Source organism: Mucilaginibacter celer (assembly GCF_003576455.2).
In the GTDB taxonomy this organism is placed as follows: domain Bacteria; phylum Bacteroidota; class Bacteroidia; order Sphingobacteriales; family Sphingobacteriaceae; genus Mucilaginibacter; species Mucilaginibacter celer.
Window position 1 is genome coordinate 2095320 of sequence record NZ_CP032869.1, and the last position, 25637, is coordinate 2120956.

The 25637-nt window shown below is 38.9% G+C and carries 20 protein-coding genes; 13 read left to right on the top strand and 7 right to left on the bottom strand.

The annotated features are described in order from the left end of the window. The first annotated feature begins 169 nt into the window (after nucleotides 1-169). From HYN43_RS08270 to HYN43_RS08290, 5 genes are read left to right on the top strand one after another with little or no spacing between them, the layout of a single operon-like run. Nucleotides 170-2083 carry an SIS domain-containing protein gene (locus HYN43_RS08270; protein ID WP_119408993.1) on the top strand — a complete coding sequence of 638 codons (1914 nt, stop codon included), beginning with the start codon at nucleotides 170-172 and terminating at the stop codon, nucleotides 2081-2083. Continuing rightward, nucleotides 2080-3189, top strand: coding sequence for a phosphoribosyltransferase-like protein (locus tag HYN43_RS08275; RefSeq protein ID WP_119408994.1), 1110 nt, complete (start codon nucleotides 2080-2082; stop codon nucleotides 3187-3189). Before HYN43_RS08270 ends, HYN43_RS08275 begins: the two co-directional genes overlap by 4 nt. Beyond that, complete coding sequence (locus HYN43_RS08280) at nucleotides 3182-5071, top strand: ORC-CDC6 family AAA ATPase (RefSeq protein ID WP_119408995.1); 1890 nt, start codon at nucleotides 3182-3184, stop codon at nucleotides 5069-5071. The genes HYN43_RS08275 and HYN43_RS08280 overlap by 8 nt, the downstream gene beginning before the upstream one ends. Then, on the top strand, nucleotides 5056-6204 hold the full coding sequence (locus tag HYN43_RS08285) for a hypothetical protein (protein ID WP_119408996.1): 1149 nt from the start codon (nucleotides 5056-5058) through the stop codon (nucleotides 6202-6204). The genes HYN43_RS08280 and HYN43_RS08285 overlap by 16 nt, the downstream gene beginning before the upstream one ends. Continuing rightward, a complete protein-coding gene (locus tag HYN43_RS08290; RefSeq protein ID WP_119408997.1) occupies nucleotides 6205-7242 on the top strand; it encodes a PfkB family carbohydrate kinase in 1038 nt (345 codons plus the stop codon). It abuts the gene before it with no gap. Nucleotides 7243-7420: 178 nt separating this feature from the next. On the opposite strand, the gene HYN43_RS08295 is transcribed toward HYN43_RS08290, so the two are convergent. Continuing rightward, nucleotides 7421-8986 carry an HD domain-containing protein gene (locus HYN43_RS08295; protein ID WP_119408998.1) on the bottom strand — a complete coding sequence of 522 codons (1566 nt, stop codon included), beginning with the start codon at nucleotides 8984-8986 and terminating at the stop codon, nucleotides 7421-7423. A 331-nt stretch (nucleotides 8987-9317) separates the two neighbouring features. On the opposite strand from HYN43_RS08295, the gene HYN43_RS08300 reads away from it, so the two are divergent. Continuing rightward, nucleotides 9318-9890: a hypothetical protein gene (locus HYN43_RS08300; protein WP_119408999.1), complete on the top strand. Its 573-nt coding sequence runs from the start codon at nucleotides 9318-9320 to the stop codon at nucleotides 9888-9890. A 74-nt stretch (nucleotides 9891-9964) separates the two neighbouring features. On the opposite strand, the gene HYN43_RS08305 is transcribed toward HYN43_RS08300, so the two are convergent. After that, the gene (locus tag HYN43_RS08305; RefSeq protein ID WP_119409000.1) at nucleotides 9965-10186 is read right to left on the bottom strand and encodes a helix-turn-helix domain-containing protein; all 222 of its coding nucleotides are present in this window, start codon (nucleotides 10184-10186) and stop codon (nucleotides 9965-9967) included. A gap of 800 nt (nucleotides 10187-10986) precedes the next feature. Between HYN43_RS08305 and HYN43_RS08310 the strand changes: the two genes are divergently transcribed. The 3 genes from HYN43_RS08310 to HYN43_RS08320 are packed head-to-tail and all read left to right on the top strand — an operon-like array spanning nucleotide 10987 to nucleotide 16902. Then, nucleotides 10987-12378: a TlpA family protein disulfide reductase gene (locus HYN43_RS08310; protein ID WP_119409001.1), complete on the top strand. Its 1392-nt coding sequence runs from the start codon at nucleotides 10987-10989 to the stop codon at nucleotides 12376-12378. After that, complete coding sequence (locus HYN43_RS08315; protein WP_119409002.1) at nucleotides 12375-15554, top strand: SusC/RagA family TonB-linked outer membrane protein; 3180 nt, start codon at nucleotides 12375-12377, stop codon at nucleotides 15552-15554. The genes HYN43_RS08310 and HYN43_RS08315 overlap by 4 nt, the downstream gene beginning before the upstream one ends. Before the next feature lie 10 nt (nucleotides 15555-15564). After that, nucleotides 15565-16902, top strand: a complete 1338-nt coding sequence (locus HYN43_RS08320) for a RagB/SusD family nutrient uptake outer membrane protein (RefSeq protein ID WP_119409003.1) — start codon at nucleotides 15565-15567, stop codon at nucleotides 16900-16902. 30 nt (nucleotides 16903-16932) lie between these two features. On the opposite strand, the gene HYN43_RS08325 is transcribed toward HYN43_RS08320, so the two are convergent. From HYN43_RS08325 to HYN43_RS08350, 5 genes are all read right to left on the bottom strand, one after another. Further along, nucleotides 16933-17223, bottom strand: a complete 291-nt coding sequence (locus HYN43_RS08325; RefSeq protein ID WP_119409004.1) for a DUF6520 family protein — start codon at nucleotides 17221-17223, stop codon at nucleotides 16933-16935. A gap of 121 nt (nucleotides 17224-17344) precedes the next feature. Continuing rightward, nucleotides 17345-17776: a MauE/DoxX family redox-associated membrane protein gene (locus HYN43_RS08330; RefSeq protein WP_162996383.1), complete on the bottom strand. Its 432-nt coding sequence runs from the start codon at nucleotides 17774-17776 to the stop codon at nucleotides 17345-17347. A 383-nt stretch (nucleotides 17777-18159) separates the two neighbouring features. After that, complete coding sequence (locus HYN43_RS08340) at nucleotides 18160-18468, bottom strand: helix-turn-helix domain-containing protein (protein WP_119409007.1); 309 nt, start codon at nucleotides 18466-18468, stop codon at nucleotides 18160-18162. A 333-nt stretch (nucleotides 18469-18801) separates the two neighbouring features. Beyond that, nucleotides 18802-19407, bottom strand: coding sequence for a rhomboid family intramembrane serine protease (locus HYN43_RS08345; RefSeq protein WP_119409008.1), 606 nt, complete (start codon nucleotides 19405-19407; stop codon nucleotides 18802-18804). A gap of 40 nt (nucleotides 19408-19447) precedes the next feature. Continuing rightward, nucleotides 19448-20593 carry an IS481 family transposase gene (locus HYN43_RS08350; protein ID WP_119409009.1) on the bottom strand — a complete coding sequence of 382 codons (1146 nt, stop codon included), beginning with the start codon at nucleotides 20591-20593 and terminating at the stop codon, nucleotides 19448-19450. Nucleotides 20594-20764: 171 nt separating this feature from the next. Between HYN43_RS08350 and HYN43_RS08355 the strand changes: the two genes are divergently transcribed. The 4 genes from HYN43_RS08355 to HYN43_RS08370 all read left to right on the top strand — a co-directional run bounded on the left by HYN43_RS08355 (nucleotide 20765) and on the right by HYN43_RS08370 (nucleotide 25521). Further along, complete coding sequence (locus tag HYN43_RS08355) at nucleotides 20765-21406, top strand: hypothetical protein (RefSeq protein WP_119409010.1); 642 nt, start codon at nucleotides 20765-20767, stop codon at nucleotides 21404-21406. A gap of 41 nt (nucleotides 21407-21447) precedes the next feature. Beyond that, nucleotides 21448-22842 carry a cysteine peptidase family C39 domain-containing protein gene (locus HYN43_RS08360; RefSeq protein WP_119409011.1) on the top strand — a complete coding sequence of 465 codons (1395 nt, stop codon included), beginning with the start codon at nucleotides 21448-21450 and terminating at the stop codon, nucleotides 22840-22842. A gap of 145 nt (nucleotides 22843-22987) precedes the next feature. Beyond that, nucleotides 22988-23833, top strand: a complete 846-nt coding sequence (locus HYN43_RS08365; protein ID WP_119409012.1) for an RteC domain-containing protein — start codon at nucleotides 22988-22990, stop codon at nucleotides 23831-23833. A gap of 767 nt (nucleotides 23834-24600) precedes the next feature. Then, nucleotides 24601-25521 (top strand): toprim domain-containing protein, encoded by a 921-nt coding sequence (locus HYN43_RS08370; protein WP_119409013.1) that lies wholly within the window; start codon nucleotides 24601-24603, stop codon nucleotides 25519-25521. Nucleotides 25522-25637: the final 116 nt, after the last annotated feature.

Genomic DNA, 25637 nt, shown 5'->3' on the forward strand with positions numbered 1-25637 from the left:
TCTATAAGTACATAAATCTTTAACAATGTAGTAAAACCCGCTATTACAATTGCGTAATAATGAATTTTATTGCTAATAATTTTAGTATAATTGTTTTGTTAATAAATTTAGAATAACTAATCAGAGTCTCGATATTGATTCGGGTTCAGGTTTTTTAATTTTACCGCCTATGGGAAAGCCTTTCGCAAAAGAAATAGTAAAAATTCCAGATACACTTAAGTGGAGTCTAAATCAGAACGTTGATGGTTTAAAGGATGAACTTGTATGTGATAAAAGGCCTTTGCTAATCATTGGCTCCGGTGGTTCCTTAAGCGCCTGCCATTTTGCTGCCATGCTTTTTCAAGAATATGGAATGATGGCCAAAGCGGTTACACCATTGGAATTGTATCATTCTAAAAGTATACTAAGGGAATCTCTTGTGCTTTTTATAAGCGCAAGTGGTAAGAATAATGATATCTTATTTGGATACAAAACGGCTATCGAATGCGAGCCTGCTAAAATGATTAGTATTTGTATGAAAAAGGATAGTCCATTATCTCAATTATCAAATACAACTTCAATTAGTAAAGATTATAGCTATAATTTACCGACAGGAGGTGATGGTTTTTTGGCAACTAACAGCCTTATTGCTTTTTTTGGGATTTTATTTAAAACTTTAGGTACCGCTTCGATTTTGCCAGAATCAATTATACAGATTGATGACGAAAAATTTAAAAATGAAATAGATGATTTTTTGCTACAGGTAACGCCTAACTATACGTTTTCAGTATTATTTGGAGGATGGGGGCAGCCGGTTGCTATTGACCTTGAGTCAAAATTTTCAGAGGCAGCACTTGGAGACGTTTTGATTGCTGACTATCGAAATTTCGGACATGGACGCCATCATTGGTTTGACAAACGCGGCGCTAATGCTTGCATTGTAGCACTTATAACTCCATCAGAGATTGAATTAGCAGAGAAAACATTTGCTCTCCTTCCAAAATATATTCCGATCATTCGTATTGTTTCAAAAAAGGAAGGGCCTGCAGCTTCTATTGAGCTTTTGTTCAAATCCTTTATGTTAGTGAATGCGGTCGGAAATCTTCAGGGAATCGACCCGGGACGGCCCGGAGTACCAGATTATGGTAGTGATTTGTATCATCTTAATTATCAAAAAATCTTTAGGACAAGCCTTTCTAGGTCAGAGTTAATGATGAGAAGCGCGATAATCCGTAAATCGGGGATCTCGCTATATCGAGAACTTAGTATTTCAGAAGAAAATTATTGGACTGTTGCTTACAAGAAATTTGTGAAAGGTTTACAAAAAACTAATTATGGTAGTATCATTTTCGATTACGATGGTACTATCTGTTCTTCTAAAAACCGATGGAAAGGAGTTGATGATGAATTACAAGGATACTTGCTAAAGATTTTGGAGCGAGGCTTTTTAATTGGTGTAGCAACTGGTAGAGGAAAGTCAGTGCGAGAGGATCTCCATAAATTTATTCCTGAGAAATTTAGGAAGCAGGTCGTCATCGCATATTACAATGGAAATGAAATTGGAGCATTAGATGACGAGAACATTCCGGACAAAAAATCCGAGGTAAATCAGATTCTCCAAAAGGTACATCAGACCTTACTAACTTATCCGTTTCCAGTGCAAGTTGAATTCTTAATAAAGCCTTCGCAGCTTACTATTCAAATAAAAGAAAGAAATGCATGGAGACAAGTGCGAAAGACCATTATTCAGTTAATTATGCTTCAGAACCTGCCAAATATTCAAATACTCGAGTCAAGTCATTCTATGGATGTTATTGATCAAAGTAAGTCGGGTAAATTACTAATAACTTCAATCTGCAAGCAAATGGCTATGGAAAGAGGAATTGCAACTGATTGTTTGTATTTGGGAGATAAAGGTCAATGGCCAGGAAATGATTATCAGTTACTTTCTAGTGCTTACTCTTTAAGTGTTGACGAGGTTTCACCATTAATGGATAGTTGCTGGAATTTAGCAGCCCCTGGAAAAAAAAATATTGATGCAACGGTTTATTATTTATCTTGCTTAAATTATAAAGATAAAGCCATAAACCTTAAATTGAAATGAGATCTGCACTTGCTGAGAGACTACTAGTAAAAATAATGCAATGGAATTCTGATGAGATATCTAAACAGCGTCCGATGCTTCAAGCGCTTGCAAATCTAAAATATGATGAGTATCAACAGTTTTCACCTGGCATTAGATTTATGGAAAGTCTAGTAAAATGGTTGGGACAATTTGAATCATTAGAAGAAAGGCATATCGCATATGCTTTTGTGATGAATCAGCTGATTTTTATTTCGAGTAACCAAATACAACACCTAGTTAATATTACATTTGCGGAAAAAATTAACCCTATAATTATAGAAAAAACTGCTCAACATAGTAAATTCAGTCCTTATAAAATAAAGAAAATCGTTATAAGCAGTACGTATAAGTTCTTCCTTCGTCGATCATTATTTATTGGATTAAGTGACGGTTCGAAGATCGATCAACTTCGTCGTAGCTACAACAGAATTAGCAATGAGCAGGTGTTAGCGACATATCAGGTTTCACAGGATAAGGTAAAAGATATGCTCGATGAACTTAAACAATCTAAAATATCGAATAAAAAATTTAACACAGTATTTTTAATCGATGACTTTACAGCTAGCGGAACAACATATTTTAGAAAAAAGGATGGTATTTGGGGAGGAAAGATTTGTAAATTCATTAACTCTATATTCGATCCTAAAGCCAGAAGTGAATCAGCAATCTCGCAACTTATACAAGAAGATGAAGTTCTTGACATTCATGTTATATTCTATATAGCAACAGAAGAAGCACTCGAAAAATTAAATAATAATATCAACGAATATAAAATAGCAAATCCCACTTATCGATTTCAATTGAAAATTCATTCAATACAACTTTTGGGAAACGACATCAAAACTAAAGTTCTTGCTGAAGAAAGTTTTCTGCAGCTTATTAAAAAATATTTTGATGCGGATATTATTGATAAACATTATGAGATGGGAAAGTGTAATGAACCATATTTGGGTTTCAATGAATGTTCATTACCATTGGTATTAAACCACAACACTCCCAATAATTCACTTCCTATTCTTTGGCTTCCAGAGGATAAGAAATATATAGGCCTATTTCCACGCGTAACACGCCATAAAGATGAGTAAATTGAGAAACCCATTTCGATTGCGCGCATCTGAAAAGATCGAATCAGATAGCAATTTTCTGAAATTGTATAGCCCAAATGTATTGGAATCATTACAGGAGTTGGATAAAGATAGTAAACTATGGAATAACGTCGTATATATTCATAGCTCTCCTGGTGCAGGCAAAACATCTCTGTTGCGAATATTTGAGCCCAATACATTGATCACTTTACTTAATAATAAAAGAGCAGGAGATTACAAGCCATTATTTGGCATTCTAAAAAAAATGAAAGTCGTAACCGAGGATGCTATAGAAGTTTATGGTGTATCCCTTGTTTGCACTCGCAACTACGAAATATTAGAGGAACTTGAAGTTTCAACTGCTCAAAAGAAACGTTATTTTTTCTCGCTCCTCAATGCAAGAATTTTGCTTGCTACTTTAAAGACAGTTGTTAATGCTATGCCTGGCAACCGTACGTTTTCCGAGTCTTTGGATTTAATTAGTTTTAATTATGACAACAAGGATAATTATTTCCGTGATTTACAATTTCCTTGTAGCGGGAAAGCTCTTTACCTTTGGGCATCTGATATTGAAAAGCGCATTTATGAGGCGATTGATAGTTTTTTGCCAGCCTCAGAAATAAAACCGATAGGTCATGATGAATTATTCATCATGGAGGTTCTAAAGCCTGAATATTTTGTCATTCCAGACAAAGAACTTATAGGAAGGTTTTTGTTTATGTTGGATGATTCCCATAAGCTCTCCCAAAATCAACGACAGCTTTTGAGGAAATATGTAATTGAGAAGCGCGGTACTTTTAGTATTTGGATTGCAGAACGAATAGAAGCTCTTGAACCAATAGACAACTTGAGGTCGTTTGAAGAGCGGGATTATATAGAGTTAAATTTAGAGCAATTTTGGGCTGACAAACAGTCTAAATTTGAGAAAATACTTTCTAATATTGCTGAAAAAAGGGCTGCTACTTCAACTGAGGATGTTAATTCATTTGGTGATTACTTGGCTGATGGATTAGAAGAACAAATGTATACAGCTGATTTTCTAATGTCTATCAATAAGTCAAAAGAAACTCTTAAAAAAATCTCTAATTACACTGCAAAATTTGATAATTGGATAAATTACGTTGATGAGCTGAGTCTTGAACCTTTAGAAAAGGCCGTTCTTTACAAAAAGTTGGAAATCATTATAAATAGAAATCTTGGTAAACCGCAACTTGCTTTAGAATTTCCATTGGCCCAACAGGAATTGGTTGAGAAATTTAAAGCAGAGATTGACACCATAACAGATTTATTCATAGCGCATGAGAACGAATTGCCTTACTATTTTGGATTTAAAAATTTAGTGCGCTTGTCTTCAAATAATATTGAGCAATTTCTGTCTTTTTCCGCAAGTCTTTTTGAAGAAATGCTTTCGAATAAGATTTCTGGCTTTCAAGTTAATTTGGAATCCTCAGATCAGCATAGGATTTTAGTAAATGTGACTGAAAGTAAATGGAATGAGCTACAAAAGATACTTCCGTTTTCTGAACAGGTTATTCATTTTTTAAGTCGACTCGGAGACTTTTGCCACAAGGAGACTTTTAGGCCCAATGCCCCTTATTCAAATGGAGTTACTGGTTTTGCAGTTCGCGATGGTCATTCGCTTTTTAGAAAATCCGGGCAATGGTATAAAGACGAGCATTATGAAAGTTTAATGAACGTCATTGCCACTTGCGTTTCGTTTAACTTGTTGGAAATTAAGGATGTTAAACAAGGAGAAGGGGGGCAACTAAATGAAGTCTATTATTTAAATAGATGGTTGTGCGTAAAATTTAATTTACCCTTCGCTTATGGTGGTTGGCGACACAGAACCGCTGATGAGCTGAATAAATGGACAAGAATATGAATGAAATGCGTTGGAACCCATCTGTGTTAATTCAAGGTGAGCAGGTGCCCTTGTTTTGGAAATCACACTTTGAAAAAGATAACAGAAAGTTGCTTTTTATTTTAGGAAAAGGATTTGATGTAAGAATGAACATGGCGTTAAAAAGCCTATTGGAAAATTCTCCCAATGTTAACGTGGAATGTTGGATAATCGAGTTTGAAGAGGGTGAGGGATCAAGTTCTAACAAATATTTGAAATATGCTTATGAAAATTTAGATGAGCTTCGGACATTGTTGTCTGGACGTTCGGTTACCTCTAAACCTATTGCACTTTGGAGCAACAAAACCAAGGGAAAGAAACAACGGATAGGTGATAGGCAAGCGACAAATTTATTAACCGAATACAAACAGATTAGCGAGTTTACCGATATAATCATTGATATAAGCGCACTACCAAGAGGGGTGTATTTTTCATTAATCGGAAGATTTCTAACCTTTATAGATCTTTATGCGAAAGAGGCACCACCAAACTTTTTTATAGTTGTTTCAGAAAATGCCAATATAGATTCAAATATCAAAGAGCGGGGCATTGACGAAGATGTTGGATATTTGCGAGGATTTGGTGGAACATTGGAACTTGCATCTGAAACTGAAGAACCCGTTGTTTGGTTTCCTATCTTAGGAGAAGATAAACTTGAACATTTAGAGAAAGCTCATAATCAAATTCGCCCCCATGAGATATGCCCGGTACTTCCATTTCCCTCCAAAGATCCAAGGCGATCCGATCAGTTAATCAAAGATTATCACCAGCTCTTGTTTGATAGGTTAGGTATCGAGCCGCAGAATTTAATGTATGTTCCGGAAAGAAATCCATTTGAAGCATATACTCGTTTAAGTAAAGCAATACACAATTATTTTACCTCGTTAAATAGTTTAGGAGGATGTAAGGCTGTCATATCAACATTTTCAAGTAAATTGTTATCTATAGGAACACTACTTACCGCTTATGAGCTTATTGGTAAAATAGGGGTTGGGGTTTTAAACGTTGATTCTCAAGGATACGAGATTGACGATTTCGAAGAGATGAAAAAAATGAAATTTGAAAGTGAACTTTTCTTAATTTGGCTTACTGGCGAACCCTACACAGAAAATTAAATGATGAATGTTGATACAAAACCTATATGTATCGGTACCGGCTTGGTTGCGCTAGACGTAATTATGAGTGGAATTTCGGGAAAAGTAACACAGTTCTTGGCAGGAGGTTCTTGTGGGAATGTTCTGACGATTCTAGCTTATTTAGGTTGGGATTCATATCCAATTGCCAGATTGTCCAATAACATAGCAGCAGAACTTCTACTGGAGGATTTACACCGATGGAACGTAACGGATACACTTCTTAGTATAAACGAAACCGGCAGTACTCCTGTAATTATACATAGGATACTTACAGATCGCATGGGAATTCCTAAACATAGATTTGAATTCCGGAACCCTGAAGATGGGAAGCATCTCCCAGCATATAAACCATGTTTGGCGAAAGATGTCCATAAGATTTATCAGACAGGACCTCGTCCCAAGGTCTTTTTTTTTGATAGAATAAATAGGGGAGCTATAGAGCTTGCTAAATTATATAAAGAAGCTGGTGCAGTAATATTTTTCGAGCCATCTAGTATTAAAGATGAAAAAGGCTTTAATGAATGTATTGAAATTGCGGATGTTATCAAGTTTTCGGATGACCGCATACCACTATATGAAAAATACTTCGAAAGTGCTAAAGTTCCGTTGGAAATTCAGACTATGGGTGCCAAAGGTCTAAAGTTTAGAATGATCGGAAGTTCGACTTGGACTTACTTACGCGGATATTATATAGAAAACGTTGTAGATTCAGCTGGAGCGGGAGATTGGTGTACGGCTGGTATAATTTACAATTTATTTCATGATAAGACTATTAAAAATTTAACAATTGATGAAGTCAGTTTTGCACTTGATTTCGGTCAGGCGCTTAGTGCCTTGAATTGTACATTTGAAGGAGCAAGAGGTTTGATGTACCATTTTAAATCTTCGGAATTATTGTCATATATCCAATTTATTATAGAATCGGAAGATCATCGGATTTTAGAGAGAAAAGGCACTGAACAACCTGAAATTCAAACTGCACAAATGAAAATATCATCATTGTTGGCAAGGGTATAAAGATTTGAATAAGTGATACTACAGCATATCGCAAACACTTAGTTGTTTATATGAATAGTAGATAAAGTTGACTATTAGGAAAAATTAGTAAAAGTTACGGCAAATACTAATTTTTCCTGATAATCATAATTTGAACTTTTTTAGTAACTCAAAATAAGCGTTTGAAAGCGTGAATTTTTCAAGAACTCATCTTAAGGTTATTCAATTCTTCGATTAAGGAACTGAAATGTTTTAAAACGCCCGCTTTTTTTTCATTGAATGTCTCTCTGTTTTGAAATTTCCCGCGAAGATATATCCTAAACATAATTACTTCGTGCTCAAGGATCTTAAGTTCCTTGTTGAAGCTCTTCCAATCTGAACTTAATCGGTATTTATCATCCTCTTTTCCAATAATTTTTATCTTTGATTTTTTTACGTCTTTAAATACCACATTTGGGAAAAAATCGATAACAACGACATTTTCATTTTCAATGCTCTTAGCAATCTTTTCAAAGCCCTTTTTTAGATTGTTAAGTTGTTCCTTAATAGCATTAAGTTTTTCTGTGTCATTTTCAATTAGCACTATTTTATTCTGGTAAATTCGTTTGAATAAATTCCGCTCAAGCAGTTCAAATAAAACAGATTTTTGCGGCTGATCGACTATCTTTTCCTGCAAAGTTTCCCATAAGAATAATTCGTCGGAATTTCTCCAATAAAATTGCTCTAGATCTTTATAATTAGTTGCGTCGATAATTGGCCCATCTTTATCTAGTTCTTTACAAGCGAAATCAAGCATGCAGTTAGCAGAGCGGTTTGTTTTATGGAAATAAACCTGATTATACAAATGAGTCCTTGATTGAATAAATCTTATTACAGAATCGATTCCGCTCTCTTTTATTGCCAATTCTATCTTTTTTCCGAATTTTATTGGAATTAAAGACATAAACAAGCGGCTTTTATCGTATAACCCATAATTAACACCTGCAAAATAACTATCGCGAGACATATAATCCATCCTGTCTGCATCCAATGGAAAACTAGAGATGATCGAACTAAAAAAATCACCATAATCGAGCTCATCAAAAATTAGTTTGCTTTCATTGTTAAACTTTGGTTCTATCATTTGTATGATTCGATAAACGTCAAGTTTTTTGATAATTGTTTTAAGCTCCGGATTGAATTTAGTAGGATATTGATTATCTATGAGTTTTAATTGGTCAATGATTTTGATTACAAACAAACAAGATATTACCTCATGCTCAATCTTTTCTTGACGGTCTGGAATAATATTTTTGAAATTTGATACATATTGACTTAAAGATTTATCCGATTCTATAATTTTAAAAAAATCATCACCAGTTATGGTGTAGTGATCAAACAAATGTGACATGGGGCCGTGCCCTGCATCGTGTAGCAAAGCGGCAATTCTCAATTCTTGAACTATTTGTTCCCCGTTATCACCGAGATTAGATAGAACATCGAAGAACTGAAATTCTTTCGTTTCATCCAATAGATATTTCTTTTTCTTGTACAGCCCCGTATTGTAGTTATCGTTTGCATGAATAAATATTTGATGTGCCAAGTGCATGACTCCAATTGAATGTTCAAACCTCGTGTGGTTTGCACTTGGAAATACCAAATATAAAAATGTGTTCTGTTTGATTCTACGAAGTCTATTAAATGGCTTTTGGCTGAAAATCCATTTTTCAATTTCTGAAACTTTAATAATACCGTGAATTGGGTCTAAGATGTTTGAATTATACATTACAAAATAGGTGTTAATGATAAATTTTTGTTAGGTATTAAAAATATGTAGGTTTTTTAATATATTATAAACTATTTTGTAAATGAGACATATTAAAAGAAAGCCTACTATCATATAAATTAAAATGGATATTTTATATCCGGTATCGGCATTTTATAGCTGCTCAATCAGTCCTTTAGGGCACTTTTACAATAACTTTAACTTAGAAAAACTAGCATAGATTTAGTTTTTGATTAAAGTTATCGTAAATGTATTATAACCACAGGTTATAATTTTATACTACCAAATCGTCGAGGCAAAATTTATTTTAGATTCCATAAATCAACAACTTATGAAATCGTACAATAAACATCTTATCACTGTATTACTGTTAGTTTTTTTGATGAATAATCTCAAAGCTCAACTCCCTATAATCATAGCTAATGGACAACTAAGATTGAATGACGGCAACTTTCTCAAACCTGATCCCAAAAGATATATTGCCTTTACCGATAGTTTAGAATTCAAATTAAAATCAAGTCCATCTGATACAGCAGCATTATTTCATAGGGCTTTACTATATTCTGTGTTCAATAGTATCTTATTTCATCCATATCCTGGAGAATCAGCTGTTATGCAGGATTTATTGAGAGCAAAGAGTCTGGCTGAAAAAGCGATAAGTTTAAAGATGCAAGATTTTAAGCTAAAAGTCTTACTCGCGCAAATTTGTAGTGAATTGTGCTATCAATATTCAGATGATCAGAGTTGGAAGTTTAACGATAAACAAATCACTGAACGTAGAAAGCAGTTTGGTGCCTTTAAAAAGTTAACAAATGAGTATTATGATGATGCCATATCCACTGATCCAGATAATGCTTTTGAGTATCAAAAACTTAAGGTAAAACGAGATTATCCTGTGAAATGAATTAACGGGAACTTAAAATCTTTTAACTTTATACAGACCTATATAGCTGAATGTAGCCAAGCTTTTAAGAGTGATTAAAAGTCTAATAAATCTTTGGGAGACACCCCTAAACCTTTTGCCAACTCTATCAGTGTCGTAATATTATAATTGGCAGATCCTGATTCAATTTTGCTGATTTTTGCTCGATCAACATCACAACGATTAGAAACTTCTTGTTGGCTAAGTGATTTATCAGTTCGAATTCTCAGAACTATTTCACCTAAAGTCTTCAATATGTGTTCCTCTTTTTCCTTCATCGTTTGAATCGGAAAAGTCGATCAATTGGTTAAAAATAATTGTGGTAGTTCTGCCACAATTATTTTTTTTTGCTTATATTAGCATTTCATTAGTTCAAAATAGGAATTATATAAAGTACATTTTAAATTTGCGTTTTCTTCATATTTAAAATCTGAAGCATTCGCTTTGAATCTCGTAACTGAAACCTAGGAAATTTCAATGACCGCGAGATGATAAGTGTTATGCTCACGCTATAAGCGTGGGCTCACTTATTGTGGTCGGTTCTCCTAGGTACCAAGTTACAGTAAGCTGAGTTCCACGCTTTACTTTTTATGGCCGGCTCATCTTACGATTTTTGTAACCATCAAAAAAAGCGGAGAATGACAGTTGGTAAAAACATCCTTTCTGTAGTTATCTGCCCTCCTGAATGAAAATAGGGATAGCGGCAGTTTGGTCAGTTAATAGTTAAACTCTAACTGCCGCTATTCCTTTATATCCGATTTCTCTATCCCCCAAAATTGAAGCTGTTAGGCTTCCTGGAATGCTATTGTTTGTAATGAAGCTTTTAGACTGAAAAATGGAAAATCAAAAAGACAAAAAAGATCAGTTTCGTTACCTGATCGCACTTTTTATCCTGTGGATACTGGTTTTTCTCTGGGTTAACTATAGGAGATAGTTCAGCCCGCAAAGACATGCTTTCATTGTTCCGGCCTAAACTCCACAGGCACCGGAAAATAGATAATCCTCTGGTTTAGAGAAACCCAGATTACGGGGCTTTTTTAGTCCTGTTCAACTATTTTTTTACCTAATCTAATATCTCATGAAGCTGGAAATTTGCTTTACAGGACAACTATTGCCTAAATTTTCCTTTCGCAAGCAATTGCTGTTGTCTTTCTCATTCTTAGTTTATCTGTTCATCAATCCGGCTACGGCAGTCCTCAATTATACCAGGAAGACGGATACAATATTCAAAGCCCTGAAAATAGGGGACAAGGTACCAGACCTGGTACTCCCCAATGTATTGAACTATCCAAAACAACATGTGTCCATGGGCGACTTCAAAGGGAAACTAATTATCCTGGATTTCTGGGCAACCTGGTGTTCTCCCTGTGTCGCTATGATCCCTAAACTGGATTCGTTGCAAAGCCAGTTCGCAGGCAAAATCCAGGTATTGCCCGTAGCTTACCAGTCAGTTGCCGAAGTGCAGGCCTTTCTGTCAAGATTTGAAAAACAGCATAAAAAGCATTTCACTTTGCCGGATGTGGTCGCTGATAAAAACCTGACGCTCTTATTTCCGCATAATACCCTACCTCATTTCGTATGGATCGATAAGGACGGGATTGTGCAGGCGATCACTGAATTTAGAGAGGTGACAGCCCAAAATATCGCATTGATGTTAAAAGGGGAGAAGTTCCATTTTCGCGAAAAGGTGGATCCGAAAGCAGTGCATTTTGATTTTCGGCAATCATTGGCAAGCTTCAAAAATATTGAAGAGAAACAAGCAGGGCAGCCAGTGTCGGTGCTTACGCCATTCACTGATGGCTTTATCGCTGAATATCGTTTAGGTGCGATAGATAGTATAAAGGGAAGGAGAATTACTTTCATCAATATCAACCTCGACTGGATCTACAGAATAGCGTATGGAGGAGGCAAGATGTATCTCGCTCCAAACCGTATTCTTTATAAAACCAGGGATTCATCCCATTTTACTTCGAAGAAAATGGGCGCGGAATACCACGATTGGGCAAGGGAAAATGCCTATTGCTATGAGTTTTCGGTCCCTGCCGCTTTAAACTCTTCTTTCTTTGAACTGATGCAAAAGGATCTGCAAAAACGCTTCCCGCAATATTCTGCAGAAATCAAACCTCTGAACGCTCAATGCCTCGCCCTTGTCCGAACCTCAACAACAGACCTGATCGGCTCGACACACGACGAGTATGTTTTCAAGTGGGCGCCCGGTGGATGTGTGATGCGAAATCAACCACTTTCGAAGCTCGTCAATTATCTCAATGCATCTTATCTGCAATTGAATCCGGTTCCACTTGTCGATGATACCGGTTATAAGGAAACCGTGGATATCGAACTGGAGGCCAATATGTCCAACGTGGACTCCTTGAACCAGGCGCTTAAAGCTTACGACCTAAAGCTCATTGAAAAGAGATTGGATGTTCCCATGCTTACTGTCAACGATAACCCTAAACAATTACCATGATGATTAAAAAAAACTTTTATATATTTTGTATTTTCCAACTATACGCTGCTGCCTGTTTTTCACAGGGGCGCGGTAGCATGAGTGGCAGGGTGATCAACTCAGCCGACAAAGCGCCAATATCAAAAGCATTTATAAGCATTAAAGAATGGCAGCGCTCGACACTTTCTGACAAAGATGGCGCTTTTCTCTTTGCAAAGCCGGGGAAAGATCAGCGGCTGAATGTACATGTCAGCTGTGCAGGTTTCCATAACATTGACACGATAGTCATCATAAATGAAAAGCCTGTTATTCTAGTTATGAAGCCGCTACTTATTAATATCAATGAGGTAGTGGTAAACACAGGCTATCAGAAGATAAGCCCCGAACGCCTGACGGGCGCAGTATCTACAGTGAGCAGGAGTATGATCGAACGGGTGGTGAGTACCGATGTTTTACGGCCCTTGCAGGATGTTGTCCCAGGCCTGATATTTAATCATGACCTCACCGCGGGACAAAACAGTATTAGCATACGTGGTACCAGCACAATTTATGGTAATGCACAACCATTGATTGTTGTCGATAATTTTCCGTACGATGGCGATATCTCCAATATCAATCCCAATGATGTAGAAAGCGTTTCTGTATTGAAAGATGCCGCATCAGCTTCCATATGGGGTGCCCGTGCCGGTAATGGTGTTATCGTAATCACTACGAAGAAGGGGCGATTGGGTTCGCCGACACAGATTTCCTTTAATTCCAACCTGACGATTGGGGCAAAACCGGGATTATTCTACCAGCCAAAAATGTCTTCCGCTGATTTTATTGATGTCGAAAAACTGTTGTTTTCTCAAGGCTATTATGATGGGCTCGAAAAAACGAGCGACCAATCACCCGTTTCACCGGTTGTCGATCTGCTTTTTAAGACCCGGAATGGCTTGGTTACTCAGCAATCAGCCGATCAAAGTATCGCAGTCATGAAAACTAAAGACATCAGGAACGACCTGGCCAAGTACTTCTACAGAAATAGCGTAAAGCAGCAATACTCCCTGAATATTTCGGGTGGAGGCGACAATAATCTTTATTACTTGTCAGCAGGACTTGATCGTAATCGCGAGAGCGAGGTGCGAAATGATTTTTCAAGGGTGACGGTGAATGCTTCCAATACTTTTGACTTTCTCAATCATAAATTGTCTCTCAATACTGCCTTCAATTTCGTTTACAACAAAGCTGCCGTCAATAGTAATATCAATGACCTGACCTGGAATAACGGCACTGCATTATATCCCTATGCGAGTCTCGCAGATGCCAGGGGAAACGCGCTACCGGTAGTTCGTGATTACGCCCTGTCTTTTATTAACGATCCCGCGCAACAGAAATTACTCGATTGGAATTATCGCCCGCTGGATGATCTCCGTCAGCAACAGAATTATTCCTACTCCCGGGACCTGCGGTTGCAGGGCGGATTGAAATACAAGATATTGTCCTGGCTGAATGCTAATCTGCAATACCTGTACGAGCGCTCGGAAAACAATAATGAGAACCTTCACAATGAGCAATCATACTTCACAAGGAATCTCGTTAACAGTTTTACCCAGGTTGCAGCAGATGGTAGCCTTTCCTATGTCGTTCCAAGAGGAAGCATTTTAGACACCTACAACAGCGTGCTGGAAAGTAACAATGTGAGGTTGCTGGTTAATGCTGATAAGAATTGGGATAACGTGCACCATATTGAGTTCATGGGAGGAGCGGAGCTAAAAAGCGTCAATGTAAAAAGTGGCAATAACCGTAAATATGGTTATGATGAAGAACATGATTTAAACTCAAATGTCGATTATGTCAATCTTTACCCTTTGTATTATAACCCGGGTTCGAAGACTAACGTCCCCAATTATATAACTAACGGGGACTTGACCGATCACTACATTTCTTATTTTGCAAATGCAACCTATACATTCAACGACAAGTATATTGCGACAGCAAGCGGACGTGTCGATAAAAGCAATTTATTCGGTGTTAAGACCAATCAAAAAGGAGTACCGCTTTACTCGGCTGGCTTGGCCTGGCGTATATCGAAAGAGAAATTCTATAACGTTTCATTTCTGCCCGATCTGAAGTTCAGGCTAAGCTTTGGTTACAATGGCAACATAGATAAAACGTTATCAGCATATACCACGGCTCAGTACTTTGGAAGTTCGGTTTCACAGATACGGCAGCCCTATGCGCAGATCATCAATCCACCAAATCCTGAGTTAAGCTGGGAAAGAGTTAAGATCATCAATGCCGGAATCGATTTTGCATCAAAAGGACGTCGTTTAAGCGGCTCGGTCGATGTTTATCAAAAAAATGGTATCAACCTGATCGGAGATATGCCTTTTGCGCCTTCCACCGGCATTTTAAGTTTTCGTGGAAATACCGCAGACACCAAAACTACAGGTATTGACATAAACCTCGTAACACAAAACCTGACAGGGCAATTCAAATGGAATACCGCGACGCTTTTTAGTTTCGTGCACGATGCGGTTAGCAGGTACCAGACTTTTTACAGCGGACAACAATATATCCAGACTCAAGGCATCCCTGTACAAGGGAGACCGCTCTACGCTATTTATAGTTATAAATGGGGTGGTCTTGATCACGATAGCGGCAATCCGCAGGGGTACCTTGACGGTAAATTGAGCCAGGGCTATGGATCGATTGTCAATGCTACCACGAAGGATAACATGATTTACAATGGTTCTGCGAGGCCTGTATTTTTTGGTGCGGTGCGCAACAATTTTTCCTACAGGAACTTCTCGTTATCAGTTAGTATCAATTACAAACTGCATTACTATTTCAGAAAACCATCTGTCGATTATACAACCGTACTTTCAGGAATTGGCGGTAACGGCGATTATAGCAAGCGCTGGCGGAAACCCGGTGATGAGCTGATCACGAATGTACCATCTGCGCCCGACCAGATCGATTATTACAGGGAGCATTTCTATACGTATTCATCCGCTCTGGTTGAAAAGGGCGATCACATCAGGCTCCAGGATATTCAGTTGGGTTATCAGTGGGGCAAAATATTCATTTATGGTTATGCAGACAATGTTGCGATGATCTGGAAGGCAACAAAAAGTGGTTACGATCCCGATTATGTCGTGAGCGGTTATTTGCCGCCCCGTACAGTTTCACTTGGTTTAAGAAGCAGATTTTAATAATAAGAAAATGAAAATAACATTCCTATATATTACAGCACTATGCCTCCTGTCATCCTGTACAAAGGATTTCCTGGATAAGAAACCGGATAAATCACTGCTGGTGCCGACCGATGCTGCTGATTTTCAGGCAATCCTTGACAACTATAATATAATGAACGTCATGCCCGGCTTGGGTACCATTGCGAGCGATCATTATTACCTTCCAGGAAATGTAGTTAAAAGCCTGCTGCCTGTACAGCAAAACAGTTACCTGTGGAAAGATGATATTTTTGAAGGACAGACTGCCTCAGACTGGAATACGCCGTACAAACAGGTTTTTTATGCCAATGTAGTTTTGGACGGCCTGGCAGGTAAAGTAAGCGACGGAAGCAATGATAATTCCATCAATAACCTTAAAGGCAGCGCTTTGTTTTATCGCTCTCTGGCCTTTTACAATTTGTCACAAATCTTCGCAGCTACTTATGTCGAAGCTACTGCGGCGAATCTGCCGGGCATACCTGTCCGCCTGAGTTCAGATGTTAATGTAAAGGTTGGCAGAGGGACTTTAAAAGGCACTTATAAGCAAATTGTCGGTGACTTAATCTCGGCCTTAGCATTGTTGCCGGTAAAAGCCTCCTTCAAAAACCGGCCATCTAAGGCTGCCTGCGCTGCATTATTGGCACGTGTATATCTATGTATGGGCGATTATAAGAATGCTGGTGCAATGGCCGACCAATGTCTCTCGATGACCAATGAATTGTATGAATTTGATGATTTCGATCCGAACACTGATTTCCCATTTCCTGAGCCATTGCCGAATGATAATAAAGAGGTGCTGTTTTATCAGGGTTTCGTACCATACTCTTTTTTTTCCAGGGGAAGGATACTGGTAGATTCGAATGTTTACCGTTCCTATGCTGCGACCGATTTGAGAAAGCCAATGTTTTTTTACGAAATCGGGGCTACCGGTGTTATCTATTCCGGTTTCAACGGGATGAGCATAGATGAACAATACCTGATCAAAGCGGAGACCGCGGTGAGGAGCGGGGATGTGGCAACTGGCATTATGACGTTAAATGCATTGCTGCAAACAAGATATGAAAAAGGTACCTATAAAGCAATTGTCGCAAATGATCGCGACGCGACCCTAAAGGTAATCTTGGAAGAGCGTAGAAAGGAATTGATTGGACGGGATTTAAGGTGGACAGATTTGAGAAGGTTAAATACGAATGAAGCTACGGCAACCACATTGAAGCGGGTCGTAGAAGGGGTAACCTACTTACTGCCTCCAAATGATAAAAAGTATGTTTTCCCGATTCCTCCTGATGAAATTCAAAGAAGCGGAATTGAACAGGATCCAAGGTAAGAAAGGGCGGCATTTTGCCGCCCTTTTCAATTAATTATTGATTGAAAATGTCCCGAGTGTTGCCCCGGCAGGGTCACTGCCGTTAGCGGGTTGTGTTGCAGCCTGAACAGTACAGCTGCTTGCACTCTCATCACAACGGTAGCTGTTGCTAACATAAGGGGCTGTGTCGTCCTCTGTTCTGCCGTCGATGTTCAGCCAAACGCCCGAAGATTGTTTCCCCCATAAATGGGTGTCTTTTTTTACTTCCGGCTTAGATGCATAAGCTGCACTTACACCTAAAACAATTGCCAGTACGGAAAGCTTAATATTTAACTTTTTCATTTCGATGTTTTGCTTTGTTAAATCAAAAAGCAACAAAAACTTTAGTTAATGATTAGATTTATTCTTTATGGTAGGCTCGATAGCCTGCAGGCAGGCCTTGCCAGGAGCTGCTGTTGTTGTTTTATTTCGTTGCAGACCTCCTTTCTTTTTCAGGTGTTAATGATGCGATATTGAGTATTAGGCAGCCAACATTAAAGAAGAAATGCGTCTTCCAACCAATTCTTTCCAATATGCCACCACAGGAGCATGGGGTTCTAGGGAAGAAATGAAGGATAACAAGCGCAATGTAAATGGTGAATACTGCTAGCAGAAGTGCTGAGATCAGAAGGCCCGTTCTTCTCATGCCGGGGATTAGCAGAAGAAGTGCGGTGATCAATTCAATGGGAATAAGGGTTTTTACAACCAATTCTTTCAGCGTGGGCCAAAGTTCCTGGTTCCTGATCTGCCAGATAAAGGAATGATAATTAATTGCCTTACTGAAAGCCGCGTAAACCCATAAGAAGATTAGTAATACATTGATTATCTCCCGGCCTATTTTTTCCTTGTGATTCATGTTTGATAGCATGAATTAAAGGTAGGGGCGAGCAAATGACAGAAAATGTCACTCTTTTTCTTTGACCAGATATTTTTTTAATCGCTTATCATAAACGATGTTGTGGCCACGGTCGCGAAGGTGGTTGATCATTCTTTTGATCGTACGCGTACTGCAGCTGAAATTTTGTGCAACAACGTCAATAGACCGAAATCGGTTTTTCGTTATTAGCTCCAATACGTAATCAAGACGTTTTTCGTACGATCTATAGTCCATTGCCTTCAATTTCAGTTGACTGTATCGTCGTGAAATTGAAAAATGGTGACGAAATAAATTACAACCAGTAGTTTTAATTTATTTAAAAAAGGTATTCTAAATGTCCCTTTGAGATGGAATCAGGTCTTTTAAAAGACCCCATCAGGAGTTCTGTTCTGTGACTTATTTTGCCAGAGCCCGCAAATTTTTGCGATCATCTTCCAAAAATACTCACCAACAATAGCCGTTCCGTATTTAGGTTTAGGCAACAGTCTGAACGGTGATATTTCAAGTATCTCAGCAATTTGATAGATTCTCCGTATTGTTAATTCTGTTTCATCTCTCTCTACTTTGGAATATGCTGCCTGAGATATTTCGAGCGACCAGGCCATATATTCCTGACTGTATTGCTTCGCTAATCTTTCCAACCGAATCTTCTCTCCAATAGGTAGTGTCATAATAATTAATATTAAATTAACAATAAGCAAATATAATATATTAAAACTTTAGGTTGTACCCGCTGCGGAAAATGACTGTCACTTTTACAATAATTCCCAATAAGGGGAAGAAACTTGAAAAAATTATAAAATGAACGAACTTTCAGTGGTAAAATCTAAGAAATTGTCAGGAGGCGCTAGCGCTTGTGCGACAAGTATTGTTCTTTCCGCATCGATCGGTGGCCTGTTTGGCGGTGTTGGTGCCGTAGTCGGCGGGATCGCAGCAGCAGTGGGCCCAGCATGCCTGGGCATCCTCTAATCCTAAGTATAGCCGGATTATTTCCGGCTATATCTTTAAAATAATAAACTCGCAGCAATTCCTCCAATCGCGCCGTACAAATGCAGGTCGTGATTAATTGCTTCATTTTTCTTCTTCCACTTATAATATGTTAGCATCGCGATATATAAAGGAGCGGTGTAAATATTCTTAACAGGTCCGAGAACCGCGATGTTCACTGCATGGCCAAATGGATCTAAAAGCATAAAAGCGAAAAGACAGCCCATTATACTTCCTGATGCCCCCGCACTTGAATAATTAAAGTTATTCCGGCTTCTTATTGTCGCAGTTATATTGGCAGTCAGCATGCTTATTGCATAAATAGTCAAAAAATGAAGGCTTCCGTGAACAGATTTTTTATTAAGCAGCTCTTCTAAATCTGAGCAAATAACATAGAAGGCTACCAGGTTAAGTATAAGGTGAACAAAATCTACATGTACGAAGTCAGATGTACACAAGCGATAGTATTCCCGCTTGTGTACGATAGTATATGGGTGAAGAATAAGTTTGTAGAAAAAAGCTTGATGATAAAATCCTATAACACTGATAAAAAGAATGGAGATCATTAATGTGTAAGTAGCAGGCGCAAGCGAAAAGGAATCGGGTAGAAAGTATTTAGTCATAAGTTGTAATAGCCACTATTTGATCTGACAGTTGTGTGTTTTATAAGTTGTCAGATTGAATTTGTGAATATAGTTTTTTCTCGTGTAAATGCATCGACTCAGATTCTTCAGAGCCCTTTTTGTGAGGGCTCTGAAGAATCTGGTCATCGGCGAGCCTCTCCAATAACTTTTCCTGTGCCATTGGTATACTGTCGATGAGCGTTTGCATGGGCGTTTTACCAAAGCAGTATTTCCCGCTGTGTGTCCGTTCATTATTATAATTGTACATCCATCTGTCCAGATCTGCCTGGAGTTCAGCTATGCTGCGATAGATCTTTTTTCGAAAAGCGATAGCATAGAACTCATCCTGGATAGTGCGGTGGAAGCGCTCACAGATTCCATTGGTTTGAGGGCTTTTAGCCTTTGTTTTGGTATGGTCTATATCTTCTATAGCCAGGTACAACTGGAATTCGTGCTGCTCTCTTGACCCGCAATATTCTGTACCTCTATCGGTGAGTATTCTTAATAAGCGCAGGTCATGATGCTCATAAAACGGCACCACTTTATCATTGAGCATCTCTGCCGCCACGAGTGCATTCTTGCGGTCATATAGCTTGGTAAAGGCTACTTTAGCATAAGTATCGATAAATGTTTGCTGATAAATATGGCCGACACCTTTGATGTTACCGACATAGTAAGTGTCCTGTGCACCCAGATAGCCGGGGTGATGCGTTTCTATTTCGCCATGGGCTTTCTTTTCCTCTTTAGCCTTCTCCAAAGCAATTACCTGTGCTTCGGTTAATACTAATCCTTCCTGTGCCGACTTAGCTTCCAATGCCTTTAAACGAAGCTTGAATGTTTGCAGATCGTGGCGAAGCCATATGCTCCTTACGCCTCCCGGAGATATTAATATGCCTTGCTTTTTTAGTTCATTGGATACCCGCAACTGACCTAAGGCCGGCTGGTCTATAGCCATTTCAACAACGGCTTTTTCTACATGCTCTTCTACCCGGTTCTTTAAAATCGGCTTCCGTCTGCTAATCTCTTGTAAGGCCAGTTCGCCACCTTGTTCGTAAAGTTCCTTGAACCTGTAGAAACTATCACGGGAATAGCCCATCACTTTACAGGCCTGTGATACGTTACCTAAATGCTGGGCAAGCTCCAATATGCCCATCTTGTTTTTGATGATCTTTGCTTGGGTTGTCATAATGCTAATCTCTGTTACGTGCGTTAATTAATCGTAACTGTCAGATTAAATTGTGACTATCTCACATAAGTATTATTTTAAAATCATGCAATTACTTTAATTAATATTTTACTGTGCTCGGTAATTGTCTTTGGCCCGCATCAAACAGAAATTTACCTAAAAGTTTTAGGTATGAATTCGATCGCGAAATCCAGTATTTTTTATTTTTCTGTACTGCTGGCGCTGACTTATGTTTTAATCGCGCTGACAAATTATTACATCTTAACGCCCGATTTTTATCAGAGGAGCGGTAGTGCCTTGTCCGGAATTCCCGGCGGAGAAATCATTGTTTATGAAAATATGAAAAAGTGGATATATTTCTCTGAAGCAATATATCTGCTGATTAAATTATTCGCCTTGTCGTTAATTTTTTACACTGCTCTGTTTCTTTCGGGTAAAACTGTGACGCTTGCTGCGATTTTTAAAATAATTGTATTGTCGGAATATATATTTCTGGTTCCAGCATTAATTAAGATCATCTGGTTTTATTTCTATTATCATGATCCTACATTAGCGGACTGGCACAAAACTTATGTGCTCTCCGCGTTATCGATGTTTGATGCTGTTCCGGGGGACTGGTACTATGCTTTACAGACCTTAAATGTCTTTGAGGTGGTATATTGGTTTATCCTTGGTTTTGGAATATCAACAGTAACAGGCATGTCCTATGATGCTTCTTTAAAAATTGTTGTCAGCTCATATTTACCCGCTCTTTTTATTTGGGTTTGTCTTGTAACATTCGTAAGCCTCATGTTTTTCCCAGGAACAGCATGAAACTTTACTTTATCTAAATTCTACATACTATACTGTCAAATATGTTTAAAATTTCTACCGTACGAAAGGCTTTCGTCAGACAACTGTCGACTTTTGATTGTGGGGCCGCCTGCCTGTCCATGATTCTGAATTATACAGGTCGCGGACCGGAGATTGCGGCGTTCCGCAGCGGAATCAGGGTCAAAGAGTTCGGAATGTCGTTATTTGATATGGCCAATCAGGCGCAAACCCTTGGATTTCCATGCCGCAGCGTTGAAATGTCAATTGATTACCTGAAAACTATCCACAAGCCTGTTATTCTTCATGTGTTGAATCAATACCAGGAATACCATTACCTGGTGTGCTTCGGTTCCCGGATCAGAAAAGGGAAGGTTGAATTCTTGCTCGCAGATCCCGCAAAACAGGTTTTCTATTGCAAGGAGAACCAACTCGATGATATGTGGGAGAGCAAGGCGGCACTGTATTTCGATGAATTACCCGAGCGATCTGTTAATAGTTTAAAACTAAAATGGATATGGATGTCTTTTCGGAGGCTGATTCCTCCCGCTCTCTGGTGCAGTATACCTTTGATTAATGTCGGGGCGATGCTTTGCGGCATTGCGATTACCTGGACATTACAGCGGGGACTAACAAATTCCCTTGCTGATAAATCACTATCTTATTTAATAGCATTACCTGTTCTCTTGTTAATTATCAGCATGTTTAAAAGTTTGATGGGCTTTGTGAGGCAGGTAATTTTACTCACGATCAATAAGAGAATCAGCGTCGAGTTCACTGCTCGCTTCGTTGAAAATATTCTGACCAAAGGTCGTGGTGGAATTGGTGATCCTGAGTTTGCCAACTTAAAACATGGTTTGAATGACACACATAAAATACAAGCGGGACTTACCACATTTATATCGTGTGCCCTTACAGAAGGCTCTTTTCTATTTTCATCTATCGTATTATTGACATACTTCTTTCCGCTCGCGTGCTTTATCATCGTATTGTATATCTTGATTTCAGTTTTTTTCATTATGAAGGATTACCCTGAAGCCTCGTATTTATCGGCTGAACGCCACAGTGCTCTTGCTAATGCTGAGCAGAAAATAAGGACAGAACTTCCATTTTTTAATGGCCTGAACGCTCAGGAGACCAGCAAGAAAATTAATGTACATCGAAGTTTGCACGAAAATTATATTGATTCTGAAAGAAAAATAGGTATGGCCTTGGTAAAACAAAGCCTGCTGCTCGAATGCATCGGCAATTTGGCGGTGATTATCGTTTTTACGCTGGGCCTCCTGAGATTGGAAAAAAGTATGGACTACACTACATTCATGGTATCTGTCGTTTTGTCGTTCCTTATTACTTCGATGTTTCCACGTTTATCCGCATCATATTTTATCGTTGCAGAAGCGCTGGATTCTGCTCGGCAGCAAAGCATCAATTACCAATGATGTTATTTCCCGTACAGTTGTTATAAATTAATTAAATGAATATGTAAAAGAAATTAATTGCCGGATACAGCGGGCGACGCCATGCCCGTATTCTTGAGAATCCTATATCAGTGCTTTTTATTAAAAACATCTATCTAAACCTCTTATGATAAACGCGCGAATAGAAAAACTAAGGAGTGAGCTTACCACCGCTCTTGACGAAAGCAACCAAATCGAGAACCCATTTGAGAAACTTACAGCAGTACTTGAGCTGGTCGAAAAGGCGATAACCGGGCTGAATGAATTAATGGAAATTGAGGATTTCGATGGTCCTGATGAAGAAATTCATTTCTTCAAAAATATAAAGCCGCAGATCATCGCCCTGAAAATTGAAGAAATTATTAATTATAACATCGTGATCAACAAACCAATTGGGGCATTAGATGTCGAAGTGGATTATTATAAAAAGGAAATCGAATCACTCGAAAGTTTCTTCCGCCTGAACGCATTTCATTATCAGTATTACCGAACTAAAGCAACAGCATTCGATGAGTTGTTTTTCCTGCGGGAATCCGGCCCCTTGCCGGTTCCTTCGACGGAAATTCAGATAGCTGACACTCATTATACGACACCCATGAGTTATCTTTTTGCCAAGTTCATAGCTTATGAAAATATTCAAAACCTGTTGAGGGAGAAGATATTTGAACTCACTAATCCTGAATGTTTAAAGTTTCAAAAGCCCGGGGCGAAAAGTCCTATTCTAAGATGGACGGGAGATGTTGTCAACCTTGTTGAACTGATTTACGGACTGTGGCTTACCGGACAATTGAATGACGGCAACGCAAATCTTGCAGAGATTGTCAGATGGATGGAATTTCATCTGCAGGTTAAAATTGGAGTCATCCAAAAAAGGTTCGCGGAAATTGAATCACGTAAACGCATTAGTAATACGAAGTACATCGATCAGATGAAAGAATCCGTTCTCCGTAAGATCGACTTAGGGAGGGCTTGATCTTTTTCTTTTTAGCCAGCAACTATGTTTTTTTCGTAAAACGAACTCTTTAATAATTCTTTATAACCGAATGGCGCTAAAAGCGCCATTTTTTGTGCTGCACTATTTCTGATGAGTTGGCATGCTGTCAGATTTCTTAAGCGCCGAAATTTGACCGGCAACTGATTTACGGCAAGAGCTTTCTTTTACCATCTCTTTATCAGCACCTTAACGTAAGTTGGGCTATTGAGGTTTATTTCTTCAGGACATTCCTTATCCTTCCAGCTCAGCAATTTTTTCAAAAATATTTATCGGTACTACCGAAAAGCTCCTGAAAAATGCTTTGGCAATAGCTCCAATTTTGATCTCAACGAGCTGAAAGGATATCTCGGGACAAAAGATTGGTCACAAGGTCCGCTTGCCGGGCTGGCGGCCAATCCCTCCTGTGACGATACCAACGGTAAGTTATCCGGAGGCTCGAGTCACTGACAAAAGGTTTACCGGAGACCTTTATCCACATCGGTGGGAAGCTTGACCGGGCTTTAACAGGTTGAACAAGGTTCTTTGACATTGGGGGACAAAGCATTATCCCGCTTAGCCGCGGGAAATATTGCGAAGGGGAGAGCAATCAAACTGAAAACGCATAGGCAGGTGCAAGCCCGGTTCGTAGGAGCCGACGTGAGTAGTCCCGAATCATATATACCGGCAGAACAGCAATCACGGGTTCATTACCCGCTGCCGGTACCAATAGATGTTCAGGGTTAATTATCAACGCTTAATAATTATTTATGTCAAATTCAATAACTGCAAAAGAAATAAAGGAACAGGTTTCCCTTGTCGATCTTTTGGCCCGCTTAGGATTTCATCCTGTACCTAAAAGAGGAAAAGAAAAAATGTACGTCAGTATGATCCGCGATAACGATGTCAATCCTTCGTTTGCTGTAAATGATGACCTCGGCGTATGGTTCGATCACGGTATCGGCAAAGGAGGGAACATTATTGATTTCGGACTTTTGTTCTGGAAGAACCTGGATTTTAATGGAGTGGTCAATAGAATCCAGAACATCTGCACACCGGATGGGGCACCGGTCAGGGAAAAACGCCCGAGAAAACAAACAAAAACCTATCATGTAGTTGAACGGGTCAAACCAATCGGCAACCATCCGGCTATTACGGATTATCTGAAGAGCCGCGGTGTTTATGAAGTTGCCAAATTTTACCTCAGCGAGGTATATTATTATATGGAGGATGAAAAGAACACCAGGAAACACTATTTCGCAGCCGGCTGGCTCAATGAGCAACAATCCTGGGAGGTTCGCAACCGTTATTTCAAAGGCTGTATGGGACACAAAGCCATAACATTTATTCCGGCTCACGAGAAAAATGCAGCCATATTTGAAGGTTTTATCGACTTTCTAAGCTGGCGATTTGAAAATCCTGATGCGACCCATTCTATCATCGTATTGAATACGCTGTCGCTTTTACAGCAGGGTATCAATAAGGCCAAGGCGTATTCCTCTCTCGATGTATATTTTGACAGGGACAAAGCTGGTGTTCTCGCGACCCGCGAGTTTTTGAAGGCTTTACCATATGCAACAGACCGGTCGAATGTTTATGACGGGTTTAACGACTACAATGACAAAATCAAGGCCCAATTGAAGATTACCAAACCTGATCTTGAAATAAGCCGCAACGGCAGCTTCATGTAAGGTAAGGGATTTAACTACGGTGTATAAGCTACTCCGTCGAATTTATTCAAATCGTCATAAAACGCATAGGCGACGGAACTCAATGAGGTAAACGGAACCTACCATTTCAGCGATCT

What these genes read in the sequence shown, in the direction of transcription:
- HYN43_RS08285 (WP_119408996.1), top strand. Translation starts at nt 5,056, where the DNA reads ATGGACAAGAATATGAATGAAATGCGTTGGAACCCATCTGTGTTAATT.
- HYN43_RS08330 (WP_162996383.1), bottom strand. Translation starts at nt 17,776, where the DNA reads ATGAATCACAAGGAAAAAATAGGCCGGGAGATAATCAATGTATTACTA.
- HYN43_RS08325 (WP_119409004.1), bottom strand. Translation starts at nt 17,223, where the DNA reads ATGAAAAAGTTAAATATTAAGCTTTCCGTACTGGCAATTGTTTTAGGT.
- HYN43_RS08320 (WP_119409003.1), top strand. Translation starts at nt 15,565, where the DNA reads ATGAAAATAACATTCCTATATATTACAGCACTATGCCTCCTGTCATCC.
- HYN43_RS08310 (WP_119409001.1), top strand. Translation starts at nt 10,987, where the DNA reads ATGAAGCTGGAAATTTGCTTTACAGGACAACTATTGCCTAAATTTTCC.
- HYN43_RS08315 (WP_119409002.1), top strand. Translation starts at nt 12,375, where the DNA reads ATGATGATTAAAAAAAACTTTTATATATTTTGTATTTTCCAACTATAC.
- HYN43_RS08355 (WP_119409010.1), top strand. Translation starts at nt 20,765, where the DNA reads ATGAATTCGATCGCGAAATCCAGTATTTTTTATTTTTCTGTACTGCTG.
- HYN43_RS08280 (WP_119408995.1), top strand. Translation starts at nt 3,182, where the DNA reads ATGAGTAAATTGAGAAACCCATTTCGATTGCGCGCATCTGAAAAGATC.
- HYN43_RS08340 (WP_119409007.1), bottom strand. Translation starts at nt 18,468, where the DNA reads ATGACACTACCTATTGGAGAGAAGATTCGGTTGGAAAGATTAGCGAAG.
- HYN43_RS08275 (WP_119408994.1), top strand. Translation starts at nt 2,080, where the DNA reads ATGAGATCTGCACTTGCTGAGAGACTACTAGTAAAAATAATGCAATGG.
- HYN43_RS08300 (WP_119408999.1), top strand. Translation starts at nt 9,318, where the DNA reads ATGAAATCGTACAATAAACATCTTATCACTGTATTACTGTTAGTTTTT.
- HYN43_RS08360 (WP_119409011.1), top strand. Translation starts at nt 21,448, where the DNA reads ATGTTTAAAATTTCTACCGTACGAAAGGCTTTCGTCAGACAACTGTCG.
- HYN43_RS08295 (WP_119408998.1), bottom strand. Translation starts at nt 8,986, where the DNA reads ATGTATAATTCAAACATCTTAGACCCAATTCACGGTATTATTAAAGTT.
- HYN43_RS08345 (WP_119409008.1), bottom strand. Translation starts at nt 19,407, where the DNA reads ATGACTAAATACTTTCTACCCGATTCCTTTTCGCTTGCGCCTGCTACT.
- HYN43_RS08350 (WP_119409009.1), bottom strand. Translation starts at nt 20,593, where the DNA reads ATGACAACCCAAGCAAAGATCATCAAAAACAAGATGGGCATATTGGAG.
- HYN43_RS08270 (WP_119408993.1), top strand. Translation starts at nt 170, where the DNA reads ATGGGAAAGCCTTTCGCAAAAGAAATAGTAAAAATTCCAGATACACTT.
- HYN43_RS08365 (WP_119409012.1), top strand. Translation starts at nt 22,988, where the DNA reads ATGATAAACGCGCGAATAGAAAAACTAAGGAGTGAGCTTACCACCGCT.
- HYN43_RS08290 (WP_119408997.1), top strand. Translation starts at nt 6,205, where the DNA reads ATGATGAATGTTGATACAAAACCTATATGTATCGGTACCGGCTTGGTT.
- HYN43_RS08305 (WP_119409000.1), bottom strand. Translation starts at nt 10,186, where the DNA reads ATGAAGGAAAAAGAGGAACACATATTGAAGACTTTAGGTGAAATAGTT.
- HYN43_RS08370 (WP_119409013.1), top strand. Translation starts at nt 24,601, where the DNA reads ATGTCAAATTCAATAACTGCAAAAGAAATAAAGGAACAGGTTTCCCTT.